The organism is Mycobacterium szulgai, from assembly GCF_002116635.1.
GTDB classification, from domain to species: Bacteria; Actinomycetota; Actinomycetes; order Mycobacteriales; family Mycobacteriaceae; genus Mycobacterium; species Mycobacterium szulgai.
The window spans coordinates 1-14,908 of sequence record NZ_LQPW01000167.1 but is presented as its reverse complement, the minus strand read 5'-3'; the positions used below and the strand labels follow the sequence as shown (position 1 = coordinate 14,908).

13 protein-coding genes are annotated in these 14,908 nt (G+C 64.9%); 10 read left to right on the top strand and 3 right to left on the bottom strand.

The annotated features are described in order from the left end of the window. Positions 1–62: 62 nt before the first annotated feature. Positions 63–3,380 (bottom strand): bifunctional lysylphosphatidylglycerol synthetase/lysine--tRNA ligase LysX, encoded by a 3,318-nt coding sequence (gene lysX / locus AWC27_RS25970; protein WP_085673246.1) that lies wholly within the window; start codon positions 3,378–3,380, stop codon positions 63–65. 426 nt (positions 3,381–3,806) lie between these two features. On the opposite strand from lysX, the gene infC reads away from it, so the two are divergent. The 4 genes from infC (at position 3,807) to AWC27_RS25950 (ending at position 5,855) form a co-directional block, all read left to right on the top strand. Next, positions 3,807–4,412: a translation initiation factor IF-3 gene (gene infC / locus AWC27_RS25965; protein ID WP_083112393.1), complete on the top strand. Its 606-nt coding sequence runs from the start codon at positions 3,807–3,809 to the stop codon at positions 4,410–4,412. A gap of 15 nt (positions 4,413–4,427) precedes the next feature. Beyond that, on the top strand, positions 4,428–4,622 hold the full coding sequence (gene rpmI / locus AWC27_RS25960) for a 50S ribosomal protein L35 (RefSeq protein WP_083112355.1): 195 nt from the start codon (positions 4,428–4,430) through the stop codon (positions 4,620–4,622). 65 nt (positions 4,623–4,687) lie between these two features. Further along, positions 4,688–5,077: a 50S ribosomal protein L20 gene (gene rplT, locus AWC27_RS25955; RefSeq protein ID WP_083112356.1), complete on the top strand. Its 390-nt coding sequence runs from the start codon at positions 4,688–4,690 to the stop codon at positions 5,075–5,077. A 1-nt stretch (position 5,078) separates the two neighbouring features. Beyond that, on the top strand, positions 5,079–5,855 hold the full coding sequence (locus AWC27_RS25950; RefSeq protein WP_085673244.1) for a TrmH family RNA methyltransferase: 777 nt from the start codon (positions 5,079–5,081) through the stop codon (positions 5,853–5,855). 21 nt (positions 5,856–5,876) lie between these two features. Here the strand turns inward: AWC27_RS25950 and AWC27_RS25945 are convergent, their stop codons facing one another. Continuing rightward, positions 5,877–6,908 carry an oxygenase MpaB family protein gene (locus AWC27_RS25945; RefSeq protein WP_085673477.1) on the bottom strand — a complete coding sequence of 344 codons (1,032 nt, stop codon included), beginning with the start codon at positions 6,906–6,908 and terminating at the stop codon, positions 5,877–5,879. 328 nt (positions 6,909–7,236) lie between these two features. Between AWC27_RS25945 and AWC27_RS32470 the strand changes: the two genes are divergently transcribed. The 5 genes from AWC27_RS32470 to AWC27_RS25920 all read left to right on the top strand — a co-directional run bounded on the left by AWC27_RS32470 (position 7,237) and on the right by AWC27_RS25920 (position 12,395). Further along, complete coding sequence (locus AWC27_RS32470; protein WP_085673242.1) at positions 7,237–8,631, top strand: PE family protein; 1,395 nt, start codon at positions 7,237–7,239, stop codon at positions 8,629–8,631. Between the two features lie 91 nt (positions 8,632–8,722). After that, entirely contained in the window at positions 8,723–9,634 is a 912-nt protein-coding gene (locus tag AWC27_RS25935) for an adenylate/guanylate cyclase domain-containing protein (RefSeq protein WP_211281715.1), read from the top strand. Between the two features lie 9 nt (positions 9,635–9,643). Further along, positions 9,644–10,444: a rhomboid-like protein gene (locus AWC27_RS25930; protein ID WP_085673238.1), complete on the top strand. Its 801-nt coding sequence runs from the start codon at positions 9,644–9,646 to the stop codon at positions 10,442–10,444. Between the two features lie 243 nt (positions 10,445–10,687). Further along, complete coding sequence (locus AWC27_RS25925; protein WP_085673236.1) at positions 10,688–11,392, top strand: TetR/AcrR family transcriptional regulator; 705 nt, start codon at positions 10,688–10,690, stop codon at positions 11,390–11,392. 280 nt (positions 11,393–11,672) lie between these two features. Then, a complete protein-coding gene (locus AWC27_RS25920) occupies positions 11,673–12,395 on the top strand; it encodes a TetR/AcrR family transcriptional regulator (protein WP_085673234.1) in 723 nt (240 codons plus the stop codon). Between the two features lie 18 nt (positions 12,396–12,413). Here AWC27_RS25920 and AWC27_RS25915 read toward each other — a convergent pair whose 3' ends face one another. After that, complete coding sequence (locus AWC27_RS25915) at positions 12,414–13,505, bottom strand: methyltransferase (RefSeq protein ID WP_085673475.1); 1,092 nt, start codon at positions 13,503–13,505, stop codon at positions 12,414–12,416. Positions 13,506–13,786: 281 nt separating this feature from the next. Between AWC27_RS25915 and AWC27_RS25910 the strand changes: the two genes are divergently transcribed. Next, a partial coding sequence (locus AWC27_RS25910) for a PE domain-containing protein (protein WP_139837217.1) occupies positions 13,787–14,908 on the top strand: 1,122 nt, incomplete at its 3' end.

Sequence of the window (14,908 nt, the reverse complement as noted above, 5' to 3'; positions counted from 1 at the left end):
GTTTCCGCAATGTTTCCTGTGAGTTGACTGGGGGCCCGGCGCGCCTGGCCGGCGCGCCGATGTTAGTGGGGTTTGGCGAGCGGGAAGGGCAGCGTCTCGCGGATACTGCGGCCGGTCACCAGCATTACCACCCGGTCCACGCCCATGCCCAGGCCGCCGGTGGGCGGCATCGCGTATTCCATGGCTTGCAGGAAGTCTTCGTCGAGCTGCATCGCCTCGGGATCTCCGCCGGCTGCCAGCAGCGATTGTTCCTGCAGACGGCGCCGTTGCTCGACGGGGTCGGTGAGTTCGCTGTAGGCCGTACCCAACTCGACACCCCAAGCCACCAGGTCCCACCGTTCGGCGACCCCGCGTTTGCTGCGATGCGGACGGGTCAGCGGCGACACCGAGGTGGGGAAGTCGATGTAGAACGTCGGGTGTTCGGTGCGGTCTTCCACCAGGTGCTCGTACAGCTCGAGTACCACCGCGCCGGCGTCCCAGTGCGCCCGATAGGGGATGTGGGTGGCATCCGACAGCTTGCGCAGGGTCGGCAGGTCGGTGTCGGCGTCGATGTGCTCACCGAGAGCTTCGGACACCGCGTCGTGCACGGTCTTCACCGGCCACACGCCGGAGATGTCCACCGGCTCGAGGCGGTCATCGCTGGTGAGCCGCATGGCCGTGGTGGCGCCGTTGGCCGCCAGGGCGGCGTTCTGAATGAGCTCGCGGCAGCCGTCGATCCACACCAGGTAGTCGGCGTGCGCTTGATAGGCCTCCAGCAGGGTGAACTCGGGGTTGTGGCTGAAGTCCACACCCTCGTTGCGGAAGGCGCGGCCGAGCTCGAATACGCGTTCCACGCCGCCGACGCACAGCCGCTTCAGGTACAGCTCGGGAGCGATGCGCAAGAACAGATCCAGGGAGTAGGCGTTGATGTGTGTCACGAACGGGCGGGCCGCGGCACCGCCGTGCACCTGCTGCAGGATCGGCGTCTCGACCTCGGTGAACCCCTTGGCGAACAGCGTCTCCCGAATCGAGCGCAACACGTTGCTGCGTGCGGTCACCAGGGCCCGGGATTCGTTGTTGATGGCCAGGTCCACGTAGCGGGTGCGCACCCGCGCCTCGGGGTCGGTGAGCCCTTTCCATTTGTTTGGCAGCGGACGCAGGCACTTGCCGATCAGGCGCCAGCTGGTCACGATCAGCGATTGGGTGCCGTTCTTGCTCCATCCCATCTGCCCGGTCATCTCCACCAGGTCACCGAGATCGATCGCCGAATTGAAATCCGCGGCCCTGCCCTGCTCCAAGCGCGAATTGTCCAACAGCACTTGGATTTCCCCGGACCAATCACGCAGTTGGGCGAACAGAACGCCACCGAAATTGCGGATCCGCAATATGCGGCCGGACACCGAAACATCGGTGTGATCGTCGGCTTCCAGCGCCTGCGTCACCGAGTGGCTGGGCTGATTCCCCACCGGATAGGCGTCAATACCGTTGCCCTGCAACTTCTTTAGCTTGCTCAGGCGCACCCGCACCTGCTCAGGCAGGCGACGGCCGGCGTCGTCGGAGCCCGCGGTTTCGGGCTCTTGCAGGCCACTGACATCCGGGGCCGTGCCGTCGGGATGCAACAGGCCGGTCGCCACCAGCGGGGCCGGCACCGCGGAGTGATGGCCGGTGTGCACCTTGTCGCGACGGCTGAACGGCAACACCAAGAAGCCCTCGGCGATCACCGAGGCGACGCCCACCTTGGGAATCAACCGGGCGTCTTCGTAGCAGGAGTAGCGCGGCACCCATTCGGGTTGGTACTTCATGTTCGAGCGGTACAGCGTCTCGATCTGCCACCAACGGGAGAAGAAGACCAATAGCCCGCGCCACAGCCGTGCGATCGGGCCGGCGCCCAGCTGGGCGCCCTGCTCGAATGCGGACCGGAACACCGCGAAGTTCAGCGAAATCCGAGTGATGCCAAGGCTTTCCGCGTGCAACGCCAGCTCGCTGACCATCAGCTCGATGGTGCCGTTGGGGGATTGCGGGGAGCGGCGCATCACATCCAGCGAAACACCGGTGCTTCCCCACGGCACCAGCGACAGCAGTGCCACCACCCGCTGCTCGGGGTCCAGCGCTTCCACCAGCAGGCAGTCGGAGTCCGCCGGATCACCGAGCCGGCCCAGGGCCATCGAGAAGCCGCGCTCGGATTCGGTGTCGCGCCAGGCATCCGCGCGCTCAATGGTCTGGGTCATCTCGTCATTGGGAACGTCGCGGTGCCGCCGGATCCGGACCGTCAGGCCGGCCCTTCGCGCCCGCGTCACAGCTTGTCGTACGCCGCGCATTTCAGGCCCGGTCAACTTGAATTCGGCAGGGCGCAGGATGGCTTCGTCGCCCAGCACCAGCGCGTTCAACCCCGCTTCGCGATATACCTGTGCTCCTTGCGAACTGGCGCCCATGACCCCGGGGGACCAGCCGTAGGTCTGGCACAGGTGTAGCCAGGCGTTGACGGCCTGCGGCCAGGCCCGCGGGTCGCCCACTGGGTCGCCGCTGGCCAGGCACACCCCGATCTCCACCCGGTAGGTGATGCAGGCGCGGCCGCTGGGTGCGAAAACCACCGATTTGTCGCGCCGGGTAGCGAAATAGGCGAGTGAGTCGTTCTGCCCGTACAGCTCGACCAGCCCGCGGATGGCCGACTCGTCCTCACCGGTCAGCGCATTATCGGCGCGCTGGGACTGGAACAACACGATCGCGGCGGCGATCAGCGCGAAGGCACCCAACAGGCCGAAGATCGCATTGAGAAAGACGTGCGGTCTGCCGGTGAACAGGGCGGAATCGACGAGGCCGAACCCGATCACCCGGTTGGCGACATACGGCAACCGGTCATGCGCCGCAAGCGATCCCGGGAACAGTTCCACCAGGCCCCACGAAATCAGGATCCCGATAGCCCCGCCGGTCAAAAGCACACCGGCTGCCTTGAACAGCGCTCCGCGGCGAACTTTGGCCCAGAACTGCCGATAGCTCAGGACCAGCAGGACGCTGGCGACGATATGAAACGCAAAGCCGAGATTCTCGCCGAAGTTCTCGGCAGCGGTGTTACCGCCCGCTGCGATATCGGCGACGTTCAATACCGCGGCAAGAACCATGTTGCCCAGCAACAGCAGCCAGGCGATCCGTTTACGGGCGGTCAGCGCGGCGGCCAGCAATGCCAGCACAAACGACCACGCGAAGCTGGTGTCGGGGAAGTTGAACAGGTAGCTGTTGATGAACTCGCGTGGAGCGTGGATGAGCCACCGCATCAGCGGTGACAAACTTGCCAGCAGCGACAGGGACGCGATGACCCCGACAATCCAGCCCGCCGTCGCGGGTACCCAGTGAAACCGGGAAATCTGCCTGCCCTCCCCCGAGCGAGGCCTGATAAGTGTCACAGACCGCGAGGATATTCCCTCAAACCCGGAAATTCTTGGCGATGTCGTGGCTAGGTTGCACAGTTCGGGTGTGGCGGTGTGCCCACTTCGGCCCGTTCGTTGCCAAGATGCCGCGTCATGCCTGTTAGACTCACTGCTGCGACCATCCCGGCGAAGGCCAGGGACAGTTAAGTGGAGTCCCACTCCCACCGCTTGCCGACGAGGTTTTCAAAGCTCTTTGAGGCAAAACGGTCCGGTCACAGGCATCTGAAGAATGCCTGTTCTGCGCGTGCCGCAGGCGGCTTGATCAATCCAGGCCGCGATCGGTCGGCATTGGGCCCTGCTATGCAGGGCTTTTTTGCTGATGGCTGGTGTGTTTCCCGTGCTGATCCCGGCTGGTTTCGGGTTTTGAGCCGCGCTGGAAGAGAAGCCAACGAGGGAGGCCCCATCAGCACTGAGACCCGCGTCAACGAGCGCATTCGCGTACCTGAAGTCCGACTGATCGGCCCAGGGGGGGAGCAGGTAGGCATAGTGCGTATCGAAGACGCACTCCGCGTTGCCGCGGACGCCGATCTCGACCTTGTCGAAGTTGCCCCGAACGCCAGACCACCGGTCTGCAAGATCATGGATTACGGCAAGTACAAGTACGAGGCGGCGCAGAAGGCGCGCGAATCCCGCAGGAACCAGCAGCAGACCGTCGTCAAGGAACAAAAGCTGCGGCCAAAGATCGACGACCATGACTACGAGACCAAGAAGGGCCACGTGGTCCGCTTCTTAGAAGCGGGGTCGAAGGTCAAGGTCACCATCATGTTCCGCGGCCGCGAGCAGTCCCGGCCCGAATTGGGCTACCGATTGCTGCAACGCCTGGGCGCCGACGTGGCCGAGTACGGATTCGTCGAGACGTCGGCCAAGCAGGACGGGCGCAACATGACGATGGTGCTGGCACCGCACCGCGGCGCGAAAACTCGCGCCAAGGCGCGCGATGAACCTGCGGGCGGGCCTCCACCGCCCAATCCCAACACCGCCGGCGACACCAAGCCGTCGGCGAACTAGCAGAACTGAGGAAACATGCCCAAGGCCAAGACCCACAGCGGGGCTTCGAAGCGGTTCCGCCGCACCGGTACCGGCAAGATCGTCCGGCAGAAAGCCAACCGCCGGCATCTGCTCGAGCACAAGCCGACCAAGCGCACCCGCCGCCTGGATGGCCGTACGACCGTGGCGGCCAACGACACCAAGCGGGTCAACGCGCTGCTAAACGGCTGACCCGGCGCCCAGCGACACTCGGCCACCGGCCCTGACCATTTCGTCCGAACGAGAGTAGGAAATCAATGGCACGCGTAAAGCGGGCAGTAAACGCCCACAAGAAGCGGCGCTCCGTACTTAAGGCCTCCAAGGGTTATCGGGGCCAACGATCCCGCCTCTACCGCAAGGCCAAAGAGCAGCAGCTGCACTCACTGAACTACGCCTACCGCGACCGTCGGGCACGCAAAGGCGAGTTCCGCAAGCTGTGGATCTCGCGCATCAATGCCGCCGCGCGCGCCAATGACATTACGTACAACCGGCTGATCCAGGGCTTGAAAGCCGCCGGTGTGGAAGTGGACCGCAAGAATCTCGCCGACATCGCGATCACCGATCCCGCGGCCTTCAGCGCGCTGGTCGACGTCGCCCGGGCCGCACTGCCCGAGGATGTGAACGCACCTTCAGGAGAGGCCGCGTAGTCTGCTGACCGAGCGCTCGGCCAGGGTGGCGACTGCGGTCAAACTGCATCGTCACGTCGGCCGCCGGCGTGCGGGACGGTTCCTCGCCGAAGGACCCAACCTGGTCGAGGCCGCCGCAGCGCGCGGTCTGGTGCGCGATCTCTTCGTCACCGAGTCCGCGGCGCAGCGTTACGAATCCCTGCTGGCCGCACAGCAGGCGCCGGTCCATCTGGTCACCGAGCGTGCCGCAAAAGCGCTGTCTGACACGGTGACACCGACGGGGCTGGTCGCGGCCTGCGAGATGCCGGCAACCCGGCTGAATGAGGTGCTCAGCGACGCACCCGCTTTGGTTGCAGCCGGGGTGGAAATAAGCGAGCCGGGCAATGCGGGCACGCTGATCCGCATCGCCGATGCCATGGGTGCCGCGGCGGTGATCCTGGCCGGCCACAGCGTCGACCCCTACAACGGCAAATGCCTGCGCGCCTCGACCGGCAGTATCTTCTCGATTCCCGTAGTGGTAGCACCCGACACCCACACTGTCATCACCGCTCTTCGTGCGGCCGGACTGCAGGTGCTGGCCACCACGGTCGACGGTGAAATATGCCTCGACGACGCCGATTTGGCGGCTCCGACGGCATGGCTGTTCGGCCCCGAATCACACGGCCTTTCCCGCGAAATCGCCGCGGCGGCCGACCACCGGGTGCACATTCCCATGGCCGGTGGCGCGGAGAGCCTGAACGTGGCCGCTGCCGCGGCGATCTGTCTGTATCAGAGCGCGCGGGCACGTCGTCCGCGGTAGCGGGCGGGCCAATCCGGACCGCTAGGCGGCCTTTTTGCGGCCGCGTGCCGGGCGCAGGCCGGCGATCGAAAGCGTTCCGTGCACTAGCGATCCGGCCCGCTCCATCAAGAGCTTGGCCGGATTGCTGCGCGGTGGGAAGTAGTGCATCGGCAGGCCGCGGCGGTCGCGCGGTGGCGCCATGAAACTCGGCGCCTGGACCAGCGGGGCGTCGCTCGCGAGGCGCCCCTCGGCGCGGCGGTAGGCGGCCAGCGCGCGTGGATGCAGGCGGATCTCGTCGGGCACCGCCAAGAATGCCAACTCGACCACTTTGCCGAACACGCGTAGCAGGATTTCGTCGCCCGGCGTCCAATGCATGCCCGCCTTCTCCCGGACAGCGGGCTCGAACAGGCCGGCGGCAATCCAGCGCTGACCGGCCACCAACGGCTTGAAGATCTGGTCCCAGATCGGCGTGGGCATGAGCACGAACTTTGGCTTGGGGATGCGCATCTTGAAGATGTCCAGGGTGGCTTGGTTGATTTCCAGTTCGTCGCGGCCGACCCGTTCCCAGTACTCCTGGAACTCCTCCCACGACGTGGGCACCGGGCGCATGCTCATGCCGTACATGCGGTACCACTGCACGTGTTCGTCGAACAGCTGGCGCTTTTCGGCCTCGGTGAGACCGCCGCAGAAGTACTCGGCCACCTTGATGACGAGCATGAAGAACGTCGCGTGTGCCCAGTAGAAGGTTTCGGGATTCAGTGCGTGGTAGCGACGGCCCTCGGCGTCGACGCCCTTGATGGTGCGGTGATAGCCCTTGATCTGCTGGCCGGTCTGGGCGGCCCGGTCACCGTCATAGACGACACCCATGATCGGGTAGACCGAGCGGGCCACCCGCTGCAACGGTTCACGCAGCAGAATCGAGTGTTCCTCGACGCCGGCTCCCAGCTCCGGATACATGTTCTGGATGGCCCCGATCCAGACGCCCATCATCCCCGTGCGCAGGTCGCCGAAGTATTTCCAGGTCAGCGAGTCGGGCCCGAGTGGCTCGGCGGAGGTGGTCGATACGACTGTCATCACGGCCTCCATGCGCATAATTTGCGCTCACGATAAACGCTGACAACGCACGTTGTCTACGATTTCGGCGGATGGTCGCAGGTGGTGTTATCCGCCGTCCACACCGGCGTGTCAGTGCCGTGATCAGGCGGTATGACGGGAGTTCCGGCGCACGGGCCAACCCGGGGCCGGTGGCTGGCCAAGGTCGGGCAAGACGCCGGCGAAATGGTCGTCCGTACGACGGAATAGGGCAAAAAATACTTTGGCCACGAAAGGATCGCGGAGAGTACACTTTGGGTTTCCGAGCTCTACCCGGTTGTTTTCTTCTTGAGTAAAGAGGAGGCCAGCTGTGTCGATTCTGAGTGTGTCACCAGAAGTCGTGACGGCAGCGGCGGGGAGTTTGGAGAACATTGGTTCGGCGATGAGCGCCGCCAATTCGGCGGCTGCGGCACCCACGACACGTCTGGTCGCTATGGCTGCGGATCAGGTGTCGGCGGCCGTCACAGCGGCACTGACGTCGTACGCTCAGCAATATCAAGCCCTCGGCTTACAGGCTGCGGCGTTTCATGCCCAGTTCGCTCGCGCGGTGAGTTCCGGTGCGCTCGCATACCTCAGCTCTGAAATCGCCAACGCCGAGCAGGTGCTGATAAACGCCGTGAATGCCCCCGCGGTCGCACTACTGGGTCACGCAGTGATCCCGACCGGCCCTGTTGGCGGTCATGGGGGAGGCACCGTTTCTGCCGGCGTACCTGCGACGACAACCAGCGGCACCGTCGGCACGACTACCGCCGGCTCGGGCACCTCGGCTGCCTCCGGCAGCACTGGCATCGCCACGTCGGGAACGACGACGGCCACCTCCGGCGGCACCACCGTCAGCACTGGCACCGCCGCAACGGATGTGACCACCGCATCCAGCGGCGCCACCGTCAGCACCGGCACCGCCGCAACCGATGTGGCCACCGCATCCAGCGGCGCAGTGATCAGCACCGGCACTGCCCTCACCGGCGTCACCGCCACATCCGGCGGAAGCGGCACTGTGGTGACCACCGGGACCATCGGTGCCACCGATGCCACGACCGTGGGCACCGCCGTTGGCGCGGACCCCGGTACTACGGTCACCGTTACACCAGTCAGCCCCGCTCCGGTCGTCGAGCCGGTCACCCCCGCCCCGGTCATCGACCCGGTCACCGGGGTTCCGATCAGTGGAGCAACCGGTGGCAGCGCCACGGTGCTCGATTCCGCTCCGGCCACCATTCCGCTGATCAATGCGAGCACTCCATTCGGCCCCTTGTCGCTAACTCTGAGCGGAACCGAAGACCTGTTTACCGGTCAGATCACCATCGACTCGGGCTCAGTCGCATTGCCGGCGCCGCTTGCGCTCAGTTTTGACGCGCTGGGTCCGTATTACCTCGCGATGAATTCTCTACAACACAGCGGCACGGCATTTGTCAGCGCGATGCAGCACGGAAATGTGTTGGGGGCAGTAAATGCACTTTTCTATGCTCCCACTAATGCCATGGGCGGCTTCTTCTTCGGCCATGACACGATCACGCAGACGGTACCCGCGCCAGGAGGGTTCGGATACACGTCGGTCGGGTTCGAGGTTCCTGTTGCTGGACTGTTGTCGCCTCTTCAGCCCCTCACGCTGATTTTGACGCCCACCGGTGGCGCGCCGACGAACATTGCGTTGGGCGGCACGCAGGTCGGCGGTCTGCTACCGGGCCTCCTTAGTTTGTTCCACTAACCCTGGCCCCGCGAAGCGTGTGTCGCGGATCGCAGCACACGCCGGGCGCAGCTGATTGCCTGTCTTAGTCAAAACCACCTACCCTGGCCAAGTGGAGGTCGGGCTGGAGGATTCGGAGTCCGGCGTGCCCGACGATACGGCAACCGCGCTCACAGAAGACGCTGCGGACCGACGTTCTCCAGGGCGGTGGCTACGAACCACGAACCACAGCCCTGGCGTGGTGGCCTTCGTCCGCCGCGCGCGACGGTTGTTGCCTGGTGATCCCGAATTCGGCGATCCGTTGTCGATGGCTGGAGACGGTGGTCCGCGTGCCGCGGCACGCGCCGCCGATCGGTTGCTGGGCGACCGCGACGCGGCATCTCGGGAAGTCAGTCTGGGTGTGTTGCAGGTGTGGCAGGCGTTGACCGAGGCGGTTTCCCGGCGGCCGGCCAATCCGGAGGTGACGCTGGTTTTCACCGACCTGGTCGCATTCTCGACGTGGTCGTTGCACGCCGGCGATGATGCGGCCCTCACCCTGCTGCGCCAGGTGGCCCGTGCCGTCGAGCCACCGCTGCTGGATGCCGGCGGGCACATCGTCAAGCGGATGGGCGACGGGATCATGGCGGTGTTCCGTAAGCCCGAGGTTGCCGTGCGGGCTGTCTGTGCGGCCAACGACGCCCTGAAATCCGTCGAGGTGGACGGTTATCGACCACGCATGCGGGTCGGTATCCACACCGGCCGCCCGCAACGACTGGGTGCCGACTGGCTCGGGGTCGACGTCAACATCGCTGCTCGGGTTATGGAAAGGGCCACCAAAGGTGGCATCATGATTTCCAGCCCCACCTTGGACCTGATCCCGCAGAGCGAGTTGGACGCATTGGGCGTCGTCGCCAAGCGGGCCCGCAGGCCGATGTTTTCCAGCAAACTCACTGGCATCCCGCCGGACTTGGCGATCTATCGTCTCAAGACTGGTAGAGAGTTGACAGCGACCGATGACCCGGATGTAACAAATTCCAATGCATAGTGGAACCCGATGATTTACGGCATTTTCTCCCGGCTGTCCCGGGTCCGGTTCACCGTCGGTTATCTAGCGACTCTTGCCTGGGTCAGCACCGTGATTCTCACGCTCAGCCCACAGGCGCACGATCGCCTGATCCGCCATGCCAGCACGAACTTGCACAACTTGGCGCATGGCCGGCTGGGAACGCTGTTGGGCAGTGCGTTCGTGGTCGAAGCCGGCCCGCTGTACTTCTGGATGCCGTTCCTGGCTTGTCTGCTTGCGCTTGCGGAGCTGCATTTGCATACCATCCGGTTGGTGGTGGCATTCGTCGTCGGCCACGTTGGGGCGACGCTGGTAGTCGCGGCGGCTCTGGCGGCGGCGGTGGAATTCGGCTGGTTACCGTGGTCGATCACGCGGGCAAGTGATGTCGGCATGAGCTACGGTGCGCTCGCCGCGCTTGGTGCGCTGACCGCCGCGATTCCGCGGCGATGGCAACCGGCGTGGATCGGCTGGTGGGTCTCGGTGAGCGTGACGGCCGGTGTCGTCGGCGCGGAGTTCACCAACGCGGGGCATGCCGTTGCGGTGATCCTGGGCGTGCTGGTAGCCACCCGCTTCCGCCACCCGATCCACTGGACACGGGTGCGGTGCCTAATGCTGGCCATGTCGTCGGGGTTCGGTTTCCTGCTCCTTGCCCACAGCTGGTGGGCGATGGTGGCCGGACTAGCGATCGGTGTGCTGGGTGCCGCGCTGGCACAGATGTTCGCCGGGCGGGAGCGAGTCGTCAGCCCGCCGGTGTCCGAGCAGGTGGTTCCGCAGCCGGTGCTGAGCGCCTAAGCGGCGCAACCGCCCGACAAACATCCTTTCTGAGTTGGGCATGGCGCCTAGCGGCTTCTGGGCGACCTGCGCCGCCCGCGATCCGTCGTTCAATACCCCCGTGCTGTGCCACGAATCCACCTCCGTCTAGTAGTTGAAGACAGCTTCACTCAAGAATAATCAATCAATCAACAGTGTGAAGAATCCTTCAAAATCGAGGTAAGCTGTAACAGCGGGGTCTCACCTAACGTTTAGGAGCCATCGTTGGCTGACGTCGACAACCGGCCCAACCGGCTGCAGTTGCGCAAGCAGCGCACTCGCGCGGCGTTGATCGCGGCCGCGCAGGGGTTTATTGCCGCGGGCAAGTTCAATGTGCCGATTCAGGACATCAGCGAGGCCGCCGATGTCGGGGTCGGCTCGTTCTACAACCACTTCGAGACCAAGGAAGAACTCTTCGAAGCGGCCATCAACGAGGTGCTAGACGCCCACGGGTCGTTGCTGGATGCGCTGACGGCATCGATCGACGATCCAACCGAAAGATTCGCTCTCAGCTTCCGGCTGACCGGGCGGATGTTCCCGCTGCCGCAGAGTCGAATCGTGCTCAATCACGGGTTGGCCCTGATTACCGCCGACCGTGGTTTGGCACCGCGGGCCAAGCGTGACATCGCCGCAGCGGCGGCAGCCGGCTCACTTACCGTGACCGACCCGCAGCTGGCGATGGCGGTTGCCGCGGGCATGCTCTTGGGCCTGGGGGAATTGCTCCAGGCCGAACCCGAACGCGACTCGGCGCAGGCCACCGACCAGATCGCCGAAGACATGCTGAAGATGTTCGGGATGGCTGCCGAGGAGGCGCACAGGGTGTGTTGCATCCCCGTCGGCCTTGATGCCCTCGGTCAGTTGCAGGCGGCGGTTCAGCCGCCGTCGCACGGGGACGTGGTAGGAGCCGGGGCCGCTCGCTGGCGCGCCTAGCGGGCTGCGGTTGGGCTGCGGGTCACAACCTGACCCGCGGCGGCCGACTGTTGGTCGCGGCGACAAGTTGGGTCAGCTCGGCCGCTCGAGTGCAGTCGCGCAAGGCTCGCGACGGCGACGATACGTTCAGTCAAGTTCGCCCGTCGTAGGTAGGCCGGCGATAGTTGAGGAATCTTCACTCAAGAACGATCGATCAATTACACTGCTTGCGAAGAAACCTTCATAACCGAGGAATGCTGTAGTCAAGAATTTTTCACCTAACGCATTTAGGAGTTGATCGTTGGCTGACGTGGAGAACCGGCCCAACCGGCTGCAGTTGCGCAAGCAGCGCACTCGCGCGGCGTTGATCGCGGCCGCGCAGGGGTTTATTGCCGCGGGCAAGTTCAATGTGCCGATTCAGGACATCAGCGAGGCCGCCGATGTCGGGGTCGGCTCGTTCTACAACCATTTCGAGACCAAAGAAGAACTTTTCGAAGCGGCCATTAACGAGGTCCTTGACGCCCATGGGGCGTTGCTTGACGCCTTAACGGCGTCGATCGATGACCCGGCCGAAACACTTGCGTTCAGTTTTCGGCTGACCGGGCGAATGTTTCGTCAGCCGGAGAGCCGTATTGTGCTCAATCACGGTTTGGCCCTGATCACTGCCAACCGCGGGTTGGGGCCGCGGGCCAAGCGTGATATCGCCGCAGCGGCGGCGGCCGGCAGGCTCACTGTGACGGATCCGCAGCTGGCGATGGCGCTTGCCGCAGGCATGATTCTGGCTCTGGGGGAGTTGCTGCATGCCGAGCCGGAGCGGGACGCGGCGCAGGCCACTGACGAGGTCGCCGAAGACATGCTGAAAATGTTCGGCATGGCTGCCGACGAGGCGCACCGGTTGTGCTCCATTCCGCTGGACCTGGATGCGCTCAGCCAGTTGCAGGCGGCGGTTCAGCCTCCGGCGCAACGATTGGGCTTGTCCTCGCCCGCGCCAACCGACATCGACGGGCGTGTCGCTGAGGGGTGATCCCTCGTCGAGCGAAGGCTAATTCGCTACCGCCTCAATGACGCCGAACGGTGAAACCGTCTCTATCACCCGCGTCATCTGAAAACCTGCGCGGCACAGGAGTTGCTCGTATTCGGCGGCGGTGCGCTCGCGGCCAGAACCAAGCACCAGCATTTCCAGGTCCAGCCACTTGCCCAGGAAATCGCGGTCGTGTTGCGGAATCACTTGCTCGACCAGCAAGACTTTCTTGCCGACGCCGGCCGCCGCGCGCACATTGTGCAGGATGCGCACCGCCTCGTCATCGGGCCAATCGTGCATGATGAACTTCAGCACGTAAGCATCACCGCCGCTTGGTATGTCGTCGTCGAAGAAAGACCCTTCGGCAATCTGAACCCGATCGGTGACTTGGTGATCGGAAAGCACTGAGGCGGCTCCGGCAACCACTTGCGGCTGGTCGAACAAGATGCCGCGCGCCTGCGGCGTCGCGGCCAGAACTGCGGCCAGGAGCCGACCGTGCCCGCCGCCGACGTCGACCACCGTCGTATACGCACTGAAGTCGTAGGCGGCGACCACCGGTGCGACGGCGAGATCGGATGTGCTCGTCATGGCTCGATTGAAGATTTCGGCCAGGTCCGGTTCGCCCGACAGGTAGTCAAAGAAGGCCTTGCCGCGCAGTTCCTCTACCACGCTGTGTCCGGTACGGATCGCCTGCGTTAGCTGGCTCCAGTGCTCTCGTTCCTGCGGAGTACCGACCCATTTGGCCATTCCAAGTACCGACATCTTCGCGTCGCTGCGCAGCGCATCGCCGAGCGGGGTCAGGTCGTAACGGCCGTCGCGACGTTGCCGGAAGATCCCGTGTCCGATCAATGCCCTCATGAGCCGACTGACGGCGTCGGCGTCCGCGCTGACCGCGACCGCCAGCTCCTTGGCCGACAGGGGGCCCTTCGCTAGCGCGTCGGCAATGCCGAGGTCAGCGGCCGCGGCGATCGCCTGGGCCGACCACGCCGACAGGATCATTTCCATCAACGCCGCCGCAGGCGGAACCATGCGTTGTCGCAGGCGTGCGAGGTAGTGTCGCGCAACTTCCGTCGCCCGTAGCGCCTTAACTGACGAAATCTTCAGTAAGTCCATGGCTGACAGCATGGCAGATTCGGCGCCCCTTGGCGACATCTGATCTGCGCGTGGTCACCGCATCCGCCGGCCATCGCAGACCGGGTGCCCGGCGCAGCTTGCATCGACGCTTGCGAATTGCTCCCCGCCCGCGGCTGTTGAGAATGTGCTAAGTAATTGCGATTTTGGAATGAGATTCGAATTCATAACTGGCCGCGTAAACGCAATTTTTACAATTGAAACCCGAATAATTACGTGGCAACGTCTTTGCAACGTGATAAATGGGGCTGGAGGATTGCGACATGTCTTTTTTAATCGCTGATCCGGTGACGGTGTCGGCTGCGGCGGCGAATTTGGAGGACATTGGCTCGGCATTGCGCGCGGCGAACCTGAGCAGTCCGACGGCGGTGGCGGCGGCGGCCGCCGATGAGGTGTCGACGGCCATCGCGGCGTTGTTCGGCACCTACGCGCAGGATTACCGCGTCCTCAGCGCTCAGGCGGCATCGTTTCACGCCCGGTTTGTCCGCGCCCTGAGTGCGGGTGCCGGCTGGTACGCGAGCGCGGAAGCGGTCAACGGATCTCTGGTCCAGCAGGTTGAGCAACAGGCGCTGAACCTGGTGAATGGACCGGCCAAGGCGATGCTGGGACGCCCCCTGTTCGGCAACGGCGCGGACGCGACCGTGGCGGGCAGTCGCGGCGCCGACGGCGGGCTGATCTTCGGCAATGGCGGCAACGGGGCCGCTGGCGACAACGGCCAGCCCGGCGGGGCCGGTGGCAACGCTGGGTGGTTCGGAAACGGTGGGGCCGGGGGAGCCGGCGGTGCCGGCGCGCCGGGCGGCAACGGAGGCAACGGCGGTCAGCTGGTGGGCAATGGCGGCAACGGTGGCCCCGGTGGCCAGGCCGTGGCGGGACTCAACGGCGCTAACCCCGGCCTTGGCGGCCTGGGCGGCACCGCCGGGCTGTTCGGCCACCCGGGGAGCAACGGCCAGGTCGGCGCCAGCGCCACCGACGTGACGCCCAGCCAGCCCCCGGGCAGCACCGACGGCGGGGGCGGAACGGGCCCCGGGGGAGGAACCGGTACCGGGCTGGACGCGACGTACACGGTGACCTCACAGTGGGACACCGGCTACGTCGCCAAATACACCGTGACCAACTCAGGCAGCACAGCCCTGGGCGGCTGGAAAGTCGAATTCGACCTGCCGCAAGGCGAATCTGTGACGAGCGCGTGGGGAGGTCAGCTCGTCTCGAACGGCACGCACTACACCGTGGCGTCCGAGGCGGGTGCACAACCCATCGCACCGGGACAGTCGTTCAGCGTCGGTTTCCAGGTGGCCCAAACCGGTGCGTACGGGGCGCCGACGAACGCTGTGGTCAACGGACAACCGGTGACCGGCGGCACGACCCCCACCCCACCCCCGGTGACC